We start from the raw sequence: 14,328 nt of genomic DNA on the forward strand, positions 1-14,328 counted from the left end.
CCGGCCAGCCCCAACCCCGGCTGACCCGGGGCTCTGGATCACGCCGTCTTGCGCAGCAAGGCCATGTAGAACCCGTCCATCCCGCCCAGTTCGGCCCAGTAGTCCGGGCGCAGGCGCAGCCCGCCCTCCAGACTGACCCAGGCCTGCGGGATGCCGGGCAGATCCACTGGCAGGACCTCGACTCCGCCCCGCTCCAGCGCCGCTTCGACCTGACATTCACCCTCATCCGGGATCAGCGAGCATGTGCAGAACACCAGCCGCCCGCCGGGCGCCAGCAAGGACAAGGCATGTTCCAGCATCTGCCCCTGCAGGGTGATCAGTGCGTCGATCCCGTCCCCGGACTTGGCATGGGGCAGATCGGGGTGGCGCCGGATCGTGCCCGTGGCCGAACAGGGCGCATCCAGAAGGATCGCGTCATACTGGCCCTCGATTTCCAGCGCATCCCCGACCAGCAGCTCGGCCGTAAGCCCCGTGCGCGCCAGGTTTTCGGCCACCCGTGCCATCCGCGCCTCGGACAGATCCACCGCCGTCACCCGCGCGCCTGCCGCTGCCAGCTGCAGCGTCTTGCCCCCGGGGGCGGCGCACATGTCCAGCACCCTCAGCCCGGCGACATCACCCAGCATCCGCACCGGCAGCGCGGCGGCGGCATCCTGCACCCACCACTCTCCCGCATCGAACCCCGGCATCGCGCTGACCTGTCCGGCACCGGCCACCCGCACTGACCCGGTCGGCAAAACCTCGCCCCCCACCGCTTCGGCCACCGCCGCCGCATCGCCGCGCGGGGTCAGATCCAGCGGCGCCCCGGCAAACTGCACCGCCTCCATTGCCATCACCGCCTCGCGCCCCCAGGCCTCGACCAGCGGATCCCGCAGCCAGCCGGGCATGCGCGGCACCCGCAACTTGGCCCATTCCGCCGGTCCATGGGCCACAACCTTGCGCAGAACCGCGTTGACCAGACCCTTCATTCCCGCCGTGCGCCCGCTGCGCGCGATGATATTCACCGCCTCGTTCACCACCCCATGCGCGGCCCCCCCGGCGCACAGCTCGACCGTGGCCAGCCGCAGCACATTCATCACCCGCAGCGGCGGCGCCTTTTTCAGGAACGGCTTCAGCACACGGTCCGCACGCTCCATTCCACGCAGCACGTCGCCCGCCAGCCGCTGTGCCGCCGCACGATCCCCGGGCGTCATCGCCGCCCAGGCGTTGCCGCCCATCAGCTCGGACATCAGCCTCTCTTGCCCCAGGATCTGATCCAGCAGATCGACAGCGGCATGACGGGCGGACAACGGGGGTGTAGACATTCAGCAAACTCCGGGGGGAAAGGGCCGGGCCACCTTGCCCGCAAACCTCAGCGGCGTATATCAGGGGCAGACAGCCAAGGAAACCAGTTGCATGCCCGCTGACGATATCACCGACGACACCCCGCAAAATCTGCCCCCCGCCGCGCTGCGCGCCCTCGCCGAAGCCGCCGAACGCCGCGCCTTGGCCGAGCAAGAGGCCCGCGCCAACCCCACCCCGCCCGAACTGGGCGGGCGCGACGGCCCCGAACCGGTCCGCTATGGCGACTGGGAAAAAAAGGGCCTCGCCATCGACTTCTGACAGTCAAAGTCAGAGCACCCCCAGCCTCACCTGTCCCTAAATATCCCGGGGAGTGTGAGGGGCTGGCCCCTCACTCAGTCTGCGACAACTCAGCCAGCCACAACTCTGGCAGCCACAACTCTGGCAACCATAACTCGGGCGGCCGCCGCACAGGCAGGGTGCAACCCGCGTCACTGCAGCCGGAAATCCGCAGATTTCCCCGCCCCCCGGTCCGAGGTGAAGCGGATCGCCGCGCCGTTTACGGCGACTTCCTGACAATTGTATCCCAGATCATCGCCGCCCCAGTTCAGGTTGCGGCAGAAAAATCCATCCTGCCAGCTCCATTGCCCGGTCACATCCCACACGGCCCCGGTGCCCGAAATCGCGCCATCCGGTGTGACCTGCAGCGACACGAGCGTGCGCGACAGGGTCCTGCCATCCACCAGCTGCACGAACTGGTCGCGCTGGCTGATCTTGGTAAATTCGGCCAGGGCGGCCTCGGCCGAAACCATCGTCACAAGGGCCGCAAGTGCGGCGATGCGTAATCCCGTCATGTTGTTCCCCAATTTTCCGATCCCGGCGCACAGAATGGCGCACCATTGATCAAGGAACGGTGAAACCGGGGCAAAGGTTTCGCAACAACGCTAAATTAAGGCGGCCAGCGCCCTCAGTTCAGGCCCAGCACATCCAGCATGTCATATTCGCCGGGCGCCTTGTCCTGCCCCCAAAGGGCTGCGCGCAGCGCGCCCCGGGCAAACAGCGACCGGTCGCTGGCCACATGGCGCAGGATCAGACGCTCGCCCGCCGTGGCGAACATCACGTCATGCTCACCGACAATATCACCGCCCCGCAGCGCGGCAAAGCCGATGTCGCCCCGCTTGCGCGCGCCGGTCATGCCGTCCCGGCCCCGGTCCGAGACATCCGCAAGCGCCACGCCGCGCCCTTCGGCCGCCGCCTCACCCAGCATCAGCGCCGTGCCGGACGGTGCATCGACCTTCTGGTTGTGATGCGCCTCGACGATCTCGATGTCCCAATCCTCATCCAGCGCCGCCGCGACCTTTTTGGTCAGCAGCGTCAGCAGGTTGACCCCCAGACTCATGTTTCCGGCCCGCACGACGACCGCATGGCGCGCCGCCGCCTTGATCTTGGCCAGATCCGCCTCCGACAGGCCAGTCGTGCCGATCACATGCACGGCGCGCGCCTGTGCGGCCAGCTCGGCAAAGCCCACCGTGGCCTCGGGTGTGGTGAAATCGATCACCGCCTGCGCCTTTGCAAACGCCTCCAGCGCGTCATCCATCACCGGCACACCCAGATCCGCGCCGCCCATCGCAGCACCCAGATCACGCCCGACCCAACCATGCCCCGTCCGTTCGACCCCCGCGACCAGCCGCAGCCGGTCCGACGCCAGGATCTCGCGCACCAGCATCTGGCCCATGCGTCCGGACACGCCGGTCACCACCACGCCGGGCAGATCGCCCACTGTCTGACCACTCATCGCGCCGCCTCCGTAGATTCCAAATCCGAACCTGCATAACCTGCCCCGCCCCGCTTGGCAAAGCCCGCCGGACCGCTTAGATGGGAGCCATGGCAAAGAACAGACCCTCAGATTCTGCAGGACCCGGCCAGCGACAGCTGCGCGTCGGGGAACTCATCCGTCGCACCCTTTCGGATGTGCTCAACCGGGCTGACATCCACGACCCCGATCTCAACCGCATGTCCATCACCGTGGGCGAAGTGCGCATGTCCAACGACCTCAAGGTCGCGACAGTTTACGTGCTTCCGCTGTTCGGAGAGGGCAAGGAAGAGGTGATCGGCCTGCTTGCGCGCAACAAGGGCGAATTGCGCCATGCCGTGTCCAAGGTGCTGACCCTGAAATTTGCACCCGACCTGCGCTTCCGTCTGGACGAGACGTTTGACCGTCTCGACGAAACCCGCCGCATGTTCGCTCAGGAAGACGTGCGTCGCGACCTGGACGACTGATTGCGCATGACACGCTGGCTTTCTCTTCTGCTCGGCGCCTCCCTGCTGGCCCTGACCGGGCCACAGGCTGCCTCTGCTGTAACCTGCACGGCGCAATCCCTTGACGAAAACAGCTATACGGTCTGCGCCGTCGACATGACCCAAGAGGACCTGCGCCTCTTTCTCAATGACGCAAGCGGCGTGCCCTACGGCCAGTTCCAGCAGGTCGATGCAAGCCTGCGCGCACAGCGCAAACACCTCGCCTTTGCGATGAACGGCGGCATGTATCACGATGACCGCGCCCCGGTCGGCCATTACGTCGAAGATGGCAGCGAACAGATGCGCGTCATCACCACTCCCGGCCCCGGCAACTTTGGCCTGCTGCCCAACGGCATCCTGTGCATCGGCAAGGGCCGCGCCGACGTTTACGAAACCCTGCGTTTTGTCAGTGAAAAGCCGCAATGCACCTATGCCACCCAGTCCGGCCCGATGCTGGTCATCGACGGCGCATTGCATCCCCGCTTTCTGCCCGACAGCACCTCGCGCTATATCCGCAACGGCGTCGGCACCTCGGATGACGGCAAGACGGCGTATTTCGTGATCTCGGAAAACGCCGTGACCCTCTATGAATTCGCGACCTTCTTTCGCGACGGACTCACGGTGCCGCAGGCGCTGTTTCTGGACGGCAACATTTCACGCCTCTATGCGCCAGAGCTCGGGCGCGCGGACATTGGCCGCTGGATGGGTCCGATTATCGGCGTGGTTGAATCCGACGAATAAAGTGTCGCAGACCTAAGAATCTCTTTTCCGATGCCCCCATGTTATGGTCTCCTTAAAACAAGAAGGCCGATCAACGGTCACACAAGACTGTTCAGACAAGGGAGAGAGAGATTGGATCAGAAACTCATTGGCACCGGCTTGGTCGCGTTGATCATCGGCTTTGCAGGGGGCTATATCGCCGCACCAAACAAGGGGGATCTGAAGACCCAGATCGGCAGCGCCTTTGCCCCCACGAGCGATGCGATCAACAGCGGCGTCAGCGGTCTTGGCGATCAGATCACCGCGCTGAACTCACGGCTGGACGCGATGGAAACCTCGCTCGCCTCAACCGCCGATGCGGCCACGGACACCTCAGGGCTCGACGCCCTTGCCCAGCGGATCGAGGCGATGTCGGGCGAAATCGGCAGCAGCCTGTCCCAGACCAAAAGCGACATTTCCGACAGCCTCGCAAAGCTCGGCGATCAGCTCAGCAGCCTGCCACCACCCCACCCGGCCCCCAAGGCTGACGCCTCCGGGGACAGCGCCGCAGCAGCCCCTGCTGCCGCCCCCGAACCCGAACTGGTCCCCGCCGACAACGCCACCCCGCCCACAGGCATCACCGCGGGCGAATCTGCGCTCTTTGCCGATGGCGCCGTACGCGCCTTTGTGTCGATGGTCGGCACCGACACCGCCCGCCTGTCGGTGAATGGCGAAATGGCCACCCTGTCCACCGGTGGCACGATGACCGTCGGGGACTGCCTGCTGACGCTTGATGCGGTGGACCGCGGTCATGCCGAAATCTCGGGTATCTGTGGCGCCGAAGTGCCCGCAGCCACGGGCTTTGGCCCGGGCGAATCGGCGATGTTCGATGACGGCAAGACCCGCGTCTTTGTCTCCGCCATCTCCGAAGACGGCAGCGCGGTGCGCCTCGCCGTCAATGGCCTGACCACCCAGTCGGTCACGGTCGGCGAAAGCGTCTCGGTCGAGGGGGACTGTTCCGTGGTGGTCGAAGGCGTCGATCGCGGCCATGTCCAGCTCGGCTACGCCTGCGGCTCCTGACCCTGAACGCGCCCACCGGTTTCACCCACGGCGCAGTACCTGCCCGTCAGGCACTGCGCCGGATCGCGAACCCCGCCGCAAGGATTGGCGCCTGTGACTCCGACATCCCGGCAGCGCGCAAACCGCCACCGGGCAAAACCGTGGTGTTCCACCAGCGGCATCTTCGAAAAATTCGCATGCCATATTTTCCGCTTCTCAATGCCTCACAGCTAACATACCGGACTCACAGGTCAGATACCCGAGGTCCGATTGGCCAATCCGCATGAAACAGAAGACTACTGGCCAATGGTCGAAAGCATGGTCAAGGCCGACATAGGCTCTTGGACAGAACTCGCCCTGCGCTACACCACCGTCATTCTCGGCGGCTTCTTCATGACGATCCATATCGGCAGCCCGGTCATCGCGATCTGGCTGATCATTTTTCTGGCCCTGAACGGCTACTACAGCTTCTGCCTGACGAAAATGAAGCCGCCGACATCGCGCACCGTCTACATGCGCCTGACCACGTTGTTCATCACCTCGGTGATCGCCTACAGCAGCTGCGCAGTCTACGTCTTCCTGCACGATGACATGTCTTTCAGGGCTCTGGGCGTCACAGCGCTTGTCGCGCAGGGGATGTTCAATCTCTCCCGGCACCGCCACGGCAGCATCTCCGCCATCTTTGACACGGTCATCGTCGCCCTGGCCGGGCTGATCATGGGATTTTACCTGATCCTGCAAACCGATCACACCCGGATCGATCACGACATGACCGAAGACATGATCATCGTCGTCTGCACGATCGGGGTCTGCAGCTATTACGTGATCGCGCAGTATCGCAACATCCAGACCCATGTCTCGCTGCGCAATGCCCGGATAGAGGCTATCCAGACCCAAAAGATGAAAGCTGTCGGGCAGATCACCGCCGGCGTTGCCCACGACTTCAACAATTTGCTGACAGTGATCCGCGGCAACATCGAACTGGCAGAACTCGCAGAAGACCCAGAAGAGGTGGCGACAACCCTGAAGGATGCCAAACTGGCGGCGGACCGGGCGGCCGATCTCACCAGCCAGCTGCTGTCCTTTTCGCGCAAGGCACGCCTCGAAGCCTCGAAAATCGATCTGGTCTCGTTCTGGAGCGAATTTGGCAAGATCATGAACCACAGCGTGCCCGCCACGATCGAGACGACCATTTCCGCAAACCCGGACCTTCGCAACCTGTTCTGCGACCGGGGCCAGCTGCAGAACGCCGTGCTCAACCTGCTGATCAACGCCCGCGACGCCCTGCAAGGCCGTGGCAAGATCGAGATTTACAGCCGCCGCGCCTCCGTGGCAGAGGTCAAAAGCGTCGGTCGCAAATCCACACATTACAGCGCCTACGGGGCGATAGAAATCCGTGACAACGGCGCGGGCATCCCCCCGGATCTGCTGGACTCCGTCACCGAACCGTTTTTCACCACAAAAAAGGTGGGCCAAGGCTCGGGCCTTGGCCTCTCCATGGTCAAGGGGTTCACAGAACAATCCGGCGGAAACCTGTTGATCTCAAGCAGCCCCCGGGGCACCCGCGTCGTGATGGTCCTCCCGACAGACAACGGCCTCGCCCAGAAACTCGGATACTGAGGCGTTTTGATATCAGCATGCAGCCTCGCCCCCCATATCCGTGTTCCGCACCCGCCCTTGCACGCAGCAGGCTCTGGCCTTAGGTCTGTGCAACCCCCCGACACAGCAACCAGAGGCCCCGATGTCCCATGATCTGCCCGCCCTGACCCAAGCCCTTCTCTCTGCCGCCCGCGCGGCGGGGGCTGATGCGGCGGATGCCGTGGCCATCGACGGCACCGCCCTGTCCATCGATGTGCGCAACGGCACGCTGGAACATGCCGAACGCTCCGAAGGCACCGATATCGCCCTGCGCGTCCTGATCGGGCAGCGCTCTGCCTCGGTGTCTTCCTCGGATCTGCGCGCCTCTGCGATGGAAACCATGGCCGCCCGCTGCGTCGCCATGGCCCGCGAATCCCCCGAAGACCCGAATATCGGCCTTGCCGATCCGGCGCAGCTGGCCCGGGACTGGGACGTGGCCGCGCTGCAGCTCAGCGACGACACCGCCGAACCCTCCCCGGCCGAGCTTGAAGAGGATGCACGCCGCGCCGAATCCGCCGCCCGCGCCGTGGACGGCATCACCCAGATCGACGTGGCCTCTGCCGGATATGGTGCGCGCAACATCCACCTTGCCGCCACCAACGGCTTTTCGGGCGGCTACAGCATCACCTCGCGCTCGACCTCGCTTGTCGCCATTGCCGGGACCGGCACGGGGATGGAGCGGGATTACGACGGCGATTCCCGCATCTTTCAGGCAGATCTGCGCAGCCCAGAGGATATCGGCACCTCTGCCGCACACCGCACGCTGGAACGCATGAACCCGCGCAAGCCGAAAACCGGCGCCTATCCGGTGCTGTTTGACGAACGCATTTCGTCCAGCCTCATCGGCCACCTGCTCTCGGCGATCAACGGCGCTGCGGTCGCGCGCGGCGCCTCCTGGCTGCGCTCTGCCATGGGCGAACAGGTGCTGCCCGCCACCCTGTCCCTGACCGAGGATCCGCATCGCCCCCGCAGCATGGGCTCGCGCCCTTTTGACGGCGAAGGCCTGCCCACACGCACCCGCAACATCGTCGAAGATGGCGTCCTGCAGAACTGGACGCTTGATCTTGCCACCGCGCGCAAGCTTGGCCTTGATCCCACCGGCAACGGCGCGCGCTCTGCCTCGGGCGGCATCACGCCTTCGAACTGGAACATCGCCCTCACGCAGGGCGATCAGACCCGTCAGGACCTGATCCGCGACATGGGCACCGGCCTGCTGGTCACCTCGATGATCGGCTCGACCATCAACCCCAACACCGGCGACTATTCCCGGGGCGCGGCGGGCTTCTGGGTGGAAAACGGCGAAATCGCCTATCCGGTGTCGGGCGTCACCATCGCGGGCAACCTGCGCGACATGCTGAAAACCCTACAGCCCGCCAACGATGCCCGCCCCTGGCTGTCGCGCGTCGTGCCATCGCTTCTCGTGCAGGGGCTGACACTTGCCGGCGAATGATCTGACCCTTCTCACCGACGCAGCCCTCGCTGCTGCCGAAACAGCCACCCGCTTTATCGGCGGCCCGCTCGACGTGACGCTCAAATCCGACGACAGCCCGGTCACCGCCGCCGATCTTGCCGTGAACGCCCTGCTCTCCGACCGGCTGCAATGCGCCCGCCCCCACTACGGCTGGCTGTCCGAGGAATCGGTGGATGACCCCACCCGCCTTGCTGCCGAACACACCTTCATCATCGACCCGATCGACGGCACACGCTCCTTTATCGCGGGCGAAGACACCTGGGCCCATTCCCTCGCCATTGCCCGCAACGGCCAGATCACCGCCGCCGTCGTCTACCTGCCGCTCAAGGACAAGCTCTACACCGCCGCCCTCGGGCAGGGCGCGCGGCTCAACGGCAGTGCCATCGCCGTCGCCGCCCCCACCACGCTCAGCGCGGCAAATGTGCTGACCACAAAACCCAACCTCGACCCGCACCACTGGCACGGCGCCGTGCCCGATTTCCGGCGCAGCCACCGCCCCTCGCTCGCCTACCGCCTCAGCCTCGTGGCAGAGGGACGTTATGACGCCATGTTCACCCTGCGACCCAGCTGGGAATGGGACATCGCTGCCGGCGCGCTGATCCTGACCGAAGCCGGAGCAAAGATCAGCGACAAGACCGGCGAACCGCTGCAGTTCAACAACCCACACCCCCAGCTGAACGGGGTCGTCGCCGGCGCCGAGTTCGTCTGGCAAGAGGTCCTTGACGGCCTGCGCAGGTCATAAGCCCACAAAAAGAGGCGCAGCACCCGCCACGCCTCTTTGCGAAATCCCTGCGTCAGGTCAGGCCCGTTCAGGCCAGTGCGGCAGCGCCCTTGCGGCGGCGCAGACGCGCAATCCCCGCCAGACCACCCAGCAGCAGCAGACCGCCGGCAGGCAGCGGAACAGCGGAAACCGTTCCAAAGACCACCAGCCCGGACTGGGGCGCGCTAAGTTGTAAGGTGTTGATATCGGTTCCGCCCATAACCGAGAACTGATTGCTCCCGAAACTGCAGGCTTGGCCCTCGATGCAAAAGAAAGTCTTGCCAGACCCTGTCGTTGGCGCCTGGAACAGAGCAACTCCGCTGCTGATAAAGTTATATGTCAGCTGTGTCAGGGTTGCAGACAACTGCGAACCAATCAGAAGAAAATCGGAATTATCGCCGACCGAGCCATTGCCGATCAGAGTGAAGCTGTAGGTGCCGTCGAACAGATCCAGATGCCAGTCTGTGATATTGCTTTGTGACAGCGTGCCTACGGTACCGTCAGTCTCAATGGTGCCCTGAACGCTGCCCGCGCCAATGCCAAGGTTGACATTATAGGTTGTGGCAAAGGCAGGTGCTGCCGTCAGGCCAAGAGCAATGGCACAGACTCCGAATAGTCTTTTGATTTTAAAAATCATTTCTAAATACCTGACATTAACGGCCAAGCGGGACAATCCAGCTCGGAGCCGGGAAAATATTTACAACTCGCCTTTTATATCAGCAGTTTCCGCTACGGCAATAAATAGATTTCGAATTAACCGGATTTTTATATTTCCATATTTCTCGCCATCGAATCCTTGCGGGTGGCACAGGTATTGCACCCAAAAGAGTCAAAATCCCAAGCTGCCGAAGAATAAGAGTAAAATTCGTTTTAATCTCCAGCAGCGCGACACAAACAGCCCAGCGCGCCGACCGCCTCAGCCTCTTGGTCAAAACCCCTCGTCGAAACGGAACATCCCCGCCCAGGCCCTGATCCTGCCAGTGGCGGGCGCAAGAATCAGCGACAAGGCCGACACTGCCTGCGGTTCAACGGCATCAACGCCGCAGACGGGGCCGGGGCCAAAGGGGTCTGGCGCAATGGTCTGGCCGGGCTGCGCGACGGGGATCAGGTCCGCCCCAAAGCCCCCTGGACCGCACGCCCCCGAAAAAAAGTGGACCGCGCTCGGGAAAACTCCCTTGCGCGGCCCGTCGGGTCCGAAACCACTTGATCAAATAACTGATTAAAATGTCTGCGGAGCAACGCTCCAACACCTTTTATACACCCTCCAGCGACCGAGAATGTCCAAAACTTGACATTGCCCCTCATTTTCTTGCCATAAGGCGCGGCTGGCTTGACCAAAAACACCGGGCGTCGGATTTCACGCGCGACAGAAGCAAGCGCCCCGGACATCCGTTTCAGGTGTATCCCGAAACGCTGTCATTTGAGCACGAGAAAATTGCAGGAACAGGACACGGCATGCGAAACAGCACTGCGGCTGCAGATCATCTCTGGGACGAGGTCAGCACCGGCTGGCTCGGCGAACGCAGCGGGGACTTTCAGTCCGCCCTGCGCGCAGAGGTGCAGCTGCAATCCTACGCCAGAGGAGAGTTCACCTATCACATCGGCGATGACCCCGGCGGCATCTATGGTCTGGCCGAGGGCAGCTTTGGCGTCTACGCCAGCAGCGAATCGGCTGGCATCGTCCTGGGGCATATCTACCGCCCCGGCGCCTGGTTCGGGCAGGGGCCGATGACCTGGGGCAAACCCCGCTACCTGAGCTTTCGCGCGCTGGAACCCTCGCGCGTGCTGTCCCTGTCGCTGCAGGCCGTGGACCGCATCCGCCGCCGCCTGCCGAATGCCCAGCGTGAATTCATGTCCCTGACCGAATACAATCAGGAAACCATGTCGCGCACTGTCTCTGACCTGCTGATCCGCCGGTCGGACCTGCGCATCGCCTCTGTGCTGCTCCGGATCCTTGATGACCGCTCAGCTTCCGGCAAACAGACTCAGCGCACCCGGGGCCAGATGACCCAGACAGAGCTGAGCGAGATGGCAAATGTCTCTCGTCATACGGCCAACTCTGTTCTGAAACGGTTCGAGGCCGAAGGCTGGGTCGAAATCGGCTACAGCTGGATCGATCTGCGCGACGCGGACGCCCTGCGGACCTTCGCCCGCGGCTGAGGGGCGCGCGTTCCTAATGGGCACCCCGCGCCGGGCGAGCGCCTGCGGCTTGAGTCAGGGTCGGGGTGTGGGTCGAAGGTCCGGTTTGCGCCAAGATCATCAGCTTGTCTGGCACAGGTTGGGGCTTTCTACTGTTCTGCGAGCCAGATGTTTCCCAACACCACCGTAACCGATTTTGGGTCTGCGAAAATCTGCTCGCTGTGGTGGTAACGGAGCGAATAGTCACTTTCGCTTGAATGTGCTTTCGCTAATTCATCGAAGTGCAAGCCCCAGTCAAAGTGGGCATCCACGCCGTTATTCTCTGGATCTTGCTTGAGCTTCGAAGTGAGGCATTCGGCTTCTGAAAACAGTTCCGTTTCGACCCGCCACATCCGCGAAATATCGTGGCCATAGGGCTTCTTACGAAGTTGTGCTTCAGAGACGACCCCCGTGCGCAGCAGGCGCCGCTTCGCCAGAAGTTCGCACGAGAAGCCGAGCAAGAGGCAAGCAGACGGAAGCCAGCCGTCGTGAAAATTTGTGCAAAGTATGCTCGCGCTGCGAATGAAATCGCCAGCCCTAGCTCCGTAGTTGGCCAAAGTAATTTCGTTCTGACACATAAACTGCTGCCCGCCCGGTTGGTGTGACTCACACATGATTAATCCAGTGGCCAACTGGCAAGCGTCAAACGACAGATCACCCCCCTCACTCCCACTCCCGCATGCCCCGCGCCCCGTCGGCTTCAGCCTGCTCCGACTCAAGGAACCGCTTGCGGTCTTCTTCCCACAACGCGTAGTCGCCCCATTCGGGTCGGCGGGCGCGGACGCGCTCCAGCACCGCTTCGGGGCGCAGGACAAGGTCAGAGGTGTCCGGCCCGTCCACCACCTTGGCCAGCCGCATATGCATGAACGCGCGCAGCACCCGGTTGATGCGGTGCTGATAGCCCGGGCCGATCCCCTTGAAGAATTTCACCACATCCGCATCCAGATTGATCGTCACCTTCACACGCTTGGCGTCGCGCCGGTCGCGGTCGCGGGCAATCTCGTGCCAGTCGCGCGGACAGCTGCGCGCCGCCCAGTGCAGGTCCAGCAGCTCGTGCTCGATCATGCTCAGCGCATCGATGCCAAAACTGAAGTGCAGGCGTTCCGCCTTGGTCATCTTGGTGGGGTCGCTCTTTTCCATGGGGTCTGCTCCGGTTTGCAGGGGCCAGTTTTCAGGGCCCAGTTTGCAGGGACCAGACTGCCCGCTGGCGGTTAACCCGGCCTTGGCCCACCGCGCGCCGCGGCCATACGCAAACCATACGGTTTCCAGACGCGTTCCATAAACCACATGGGCGCAGCTCGCTTGACCTCACCCCATGGATCGCTAAGGGTCACAGCGACCGTCAGCCTCAACGGAAAGGACCATCCATGCAACGCCTGCATCTCGTCTTTGGGGGGGAACTCGTCACCCCCGCGAAGAACCAGTTCAAGAACGTCGAAGATATTCATATCGTTGGCATTTTTCCGAATTACGATTCCGCCTACACCGCCTGGAAGGCAGAGGCGCAGCGCACCGTGGACAATGCCCATATGCGGTATTTCATCGCCCATCTGCACCGCCTGCGGGACGAGGAAACTGCCGCGTCGGGAACCGAAAAGCTGGACTAAGACTTGCCACGCAAGCCCTTCAGCCTAAAGGCTTATCTGGCTCTGAACCGGGATCGCGCAACCGCGGTCCCGGCCTTTTCAGACCGTGCCGAACGCCCCGCCGGACGCCTGCTCTGGGTGCACAGCGACACCCCGTCGCGCAACCGCGCGCTGATCTCTGTCTGCCAGCGAATCCGCCAGCAGCGCCCCGATCTGGGCGTGCTGCTGACCGGCCCGGACACAGTGATCGACACCTGCATGACCCGCGATCAGCTTCCGGCAGAAAATCTTACTGAAATCAACGCCTTCCTGACTCACTGGGCGCCGGATCACTGTCTGTGGACCAGCCATGCCCTGCGTCCGGCGCTGCTGCATCTGACCTCTGAACGCGGCTGCGGGCTAACCCTGATCGACGCCGATGACCGCGAGTGGACCACGCCCGGCGCGCGCTGGCTGCCCGATCTTGCCCCGGGGACTCTGGCGCATTTCGACACGATTCTTGCCACCGACTCCGCCGCCGAACGCCGCCTGCGCCGCATGGGTTTCCCCCCTGAACACCTCATCGTCGCGGGCCCCCTGACCGAGGCTGCCGTGCCGCTCGACTGCTCGATCCGCCAGCACGAGGAGATGGCCGCGCTGCTGGTCGCCCGCCCCGTCTGGCTCGCCGCGCGCCTGCACCCGGACGAGGTCAGCCTTGTCCTGCGCGCCCATGGCCGCGCCTCGCGTCTGGCGCATCGTCTGCTGCTGATCGTCGTGCCGGACGACCCCGCTGATCAGCACGCTGTGGCCGAACAAGTGGAAGCCGCCGGATTTCGCGTATGCCATTGGGATGCCGGCGAAATGCCCGACGAAGACACCCAGGTCCTGCTGACATCCGGACCCGAGGATCTGGGCCTGTGGTACCGCGTCGCGCCGCTGGCCTTTGTCGGCGGCTCCCTTGTGCCCGGCCTGCCCGGCCATGACCCGCTTGAGGCGGCAGCGCTGGGGTCCGCCATCCTCTATGGCCCCGCCGTGGGCCGCCACCTTGCCTCGTATTCTCGCCTGGCCGAGGCGGGGGCGGCGCGAATCGTCAACGATATCGACTCGCTCGCCACCGCCGTGTCACACCTCATTGCCCCCGACCGCGCGGCCGCCATGGCCCTTGCAGGCTGGGAAACCGTGACGGCAGGGGCGGCAATGACCGACCGGGTGGTTGACCTGATGGTGGACCGTTTCGACCGGATGGAGGCACATTGATGCAGGCACCGCAATTCTGGAACACCGGCCCCGTGGCGCTGGACTGGCGCGCCCGGCTGCTCTCTCCCCTCGGCCATCTGACCGCGGCCGCCACCGCGCGCCGCCTGCGCCAGCCGGGCCTGCGG

Annotated in this window: 16 protein-coding genes; 10 read left to right on the forward strand and 6 right to left on the reverse strand. The window is 63.8% G+C overall.

Annotated features, from left to right (window positions below):
* Nucleotides 1-38 precede the first annotated feature (38 nt).
* A complete protein-coding gene (locus P775_RS11270; RefSeq protein ID WP_099911104.1) occupies nucleotides 39-1,301 on the reverse strand; it encodes an RsmB/NOP family class I SAM-dependent RNA methyltransferase in 1,263 nt (420 codons plus the stop codon).
* Between the two features lie 91 nt (nucleotides 1,302-1,392).
* Between P775_RS11270 and P775_RS11275 the strand changes: the two genes are divergently transcribed.
* A complete protein-coding gene (locus P775_RS11275; protein ID WP_099911105.1) occupies nucleotides 1,393-1,599 on the forward strand; it encodes a DUF1674 domain-containing protein in 207 nt (68 codons plus the stop codon).
* A gap of 170 nt (nucleotides 1,600-1,769) precedes the next feature.
* On the opposite strand, the gene P775_RS11280 is transcribed toward P775_RS11275, so the two are convergent.
* Together P775_RS11280 and dapB are read right to left on the reverse strand one after the other, a co-directional pair.
* On the reverse strand, nucleotides 1,770-2,132 hold the full coding sequence (locus tag P775_RS11280; protein ID WP_099911106.1) for a dihydrodipicolinate reductase: 363 nt from the start codon (nucleotides 2,130-2,132) through the stop codon (nucleotides 1,770-1,772).
* A gap of 113 nt (nucleotides 2,133-2,245) precedes the next feature.
* Nucleotides 2,246-3,073: a 4-hydroxy-tetrahydrodipicolinate reductase gene (dapB, locus tag P775_RS11285; protein WP_425439900.1), complete on the reverse strand. Its 828-nt coding sequence runs from the start codon at nucleotides 3,071-3,073 to the stop codon at nucleotides 2,246-2,248.
* A gap of 89 nt (nucleotides 3,074-3,162) precedes the next feature.
* Between dapB and rbfA the strand changes: the two genes are divergently transcribed.
* From rbfA to P775_RS11315, 6 genes are all read left to right on the forward strand, one after another.
* The gene (gene rbfA, locus P775_RS11290) at nucleotides 3,163-3,558 is read left to right on the forward strand and encodes a 30S ribosome-binding factor RbfA (protein WP_099911118.1); all 396 of its coding nucleotides are present in this window, start codon (nucleotides 3,163-3,165) and stop codon (nucleotides 3,556-3,558) included.
* 6 nt (nucleotides 3,559-3,564) lie between these two features.
* Nucleotides 3,565-4,317, forward strand: a complete 753-nt coding sequence (locus P775_RS11295; protein WP_180287415.1) for a phosphodiester glycosidase family protein — start codon at nucleotides 3,565-3,567, stop codon at nucleotides 4,315-4,317.
* A gap of 111 nt (nucleotides 4,318-4,428) precedes the next feature.
* Complete coding sequence (locus P775_RS11300; protein ID WP_099911108.1) at nucleotides 4,429-5,355, forward strand: hypothetical protein; 927 nt, start codon at nucleotides 4,429-4,431, stop codon at nucleotides 5,353-5,355.
* A 249-nt stretch (nucleotides 5,356-5,604) separates the two neighbouring features.
* Complete coding sequence (locus P775_RS11305) at nucleotides 5,605-6,954, forward strand: sensor histidine kinase (protein WP_143520876.1); 1,350 nt, start codon at nucleotides 5,605-5,607, stop codon at nucleotides 6,952-6,954.
* Nucleotides 6,955-7,075: 121 nt separating this feature from the next.
* Nucleotides 7,076-8,422: a TldD/PmbA family protein gene (locus P775_RS11310; protein WP_099911110.1), complete on the forward strand. Its 1,347-nt coding sequence runs from the start codon at nucleotides 7,076-7,078 to the stop codon at nucleotides 8,420-8,422.
* On the forward strand, nucleotides 8,409-9,185 hold the full coding sequence (locus tag P775_RS11315) for an inositol monophosphatase family protein (RefSeq protein WP_099911111.1): 777 nt from the start codon (nucleotides 8,409-8,411) through the stop codon (nucleotides 9,183-9,185). The genes P775_RS11310 and P775_RS11315 overlap by 14 nt, the downstream gene beginning before the upstream one ends.
* A gap of 67 nt (nucleotides 9,186-9,252) precedes the next feature.
* Here P775_RS11315 and P775_RS27565 read toward each other — a convergent pair whose 3' ends face one another.
* A complete protein-coding gene (locus P775_RS27565; protein WP_245875644.1) occupies nucleotides 9,253-9,876 on the reverse strand; it encodes a VPLPA-CTERM sorting domain-containing protein in 624 nt (207 codons plus the stop codon).
* Nucleotides 9,877-10,658: 782 nt separating this feature from the next.
* Between P775_RS27565 and P775_RS11325 the strand changes: the two genes are divergently transcribed.
* The gene (locus P775_RS11325) at nucleotides 10,659-11,363 is read left to right on the forward strand and encodes a Crp/Fnr family transcriptional regulator (RefSeq protein ID WP_180287416.1); all 705 of its coding nucleotides are present in this window, start codon (nucleotides 10,659-10,661) and stop codon (nucleotides 11,361-11,363) included.
* A gap of 128 nt (nucleotides 11,364-11,491) precedes the next feature.
* Here the strand turns inward: P775_RS11325 and P775_RS11330 are convergent, their stop codons facing one another.
* Both P775_RS11330 and P775_RS11335 read right to left on the reverse strand, forming a co-directional pair.
* Nucleotides 11,492-11,938: a hypothetical protein gene (locus tag P775_RS11330; protein WP_143520877.1), complete on the reverse strand. Its 447-nt coding sequence runs from the start codon at nucleotides 11,936-11,938 to the stop codon at nucleotides 11,492-11,494.
* Between the two features lie 106 nt (nucleotides 11,939-12,044).
* Nucleotides 12,045-12,521: a BrnA antitoxin family protein gene (locus P775_RS11335; protein WP_218967667.1), complete on the reverse strand. Its 477-nt coding sequence runs from the start codon at nucleotides 12,519-12,521 to the stop codon at nucleotides 12,045-12,047.
* A 227-nt stretch (nucleotides 12,522-12,748) separates the two neighbouring features.
* Between P775_RS11335 and P775_RS11340 the strand changes: the two genes are divergently transcribed.
* Both P775_RS11340 and P775_RS11345 read left to right on the forward strand, forming a co-directional pair.
* Nucleotides 12,749-12,988 (forward strand): DUF4170 domain-containing protein, encoded by a 240-nt coding sequence (locus P775_RS11340; RefSeq protein WP_099911114.1) that lies wholly within the window; start codon nucleotides 12,749-12,751, stop codon nucleotides 12,986-12,988.
* A 3-nt stretch (nucleotides 12,989-12,991) separates the two neighbouring features.
* Nucleotides 12,992-14,203 carry a 3-deoxy-D-manno-octulosonic acid transferase gene (locus P775_RS11345; protein ID WP_099911115.1) on the forward strand — a complete coding sequence of 404 codons (1,212 nt, stop codon included), beginning with the start codon at nucleotides 12,992-12,994 and terminating at the stop codon, nucleotides 14,201-14,203.
* Nucleotides 14,204-14,328: the final 125 nt, after the last annotated feature.

This window comes from Puniceibacterium antarcticum, from assembly GCF_002760615.1.
Lineage (GTDB): Bacteria > Pseudomonadota > Alphaproteobacteria > Rhodobacterales > Rhodobacteraceae > Puniceibacterium > Puniceibacterium antarcticum.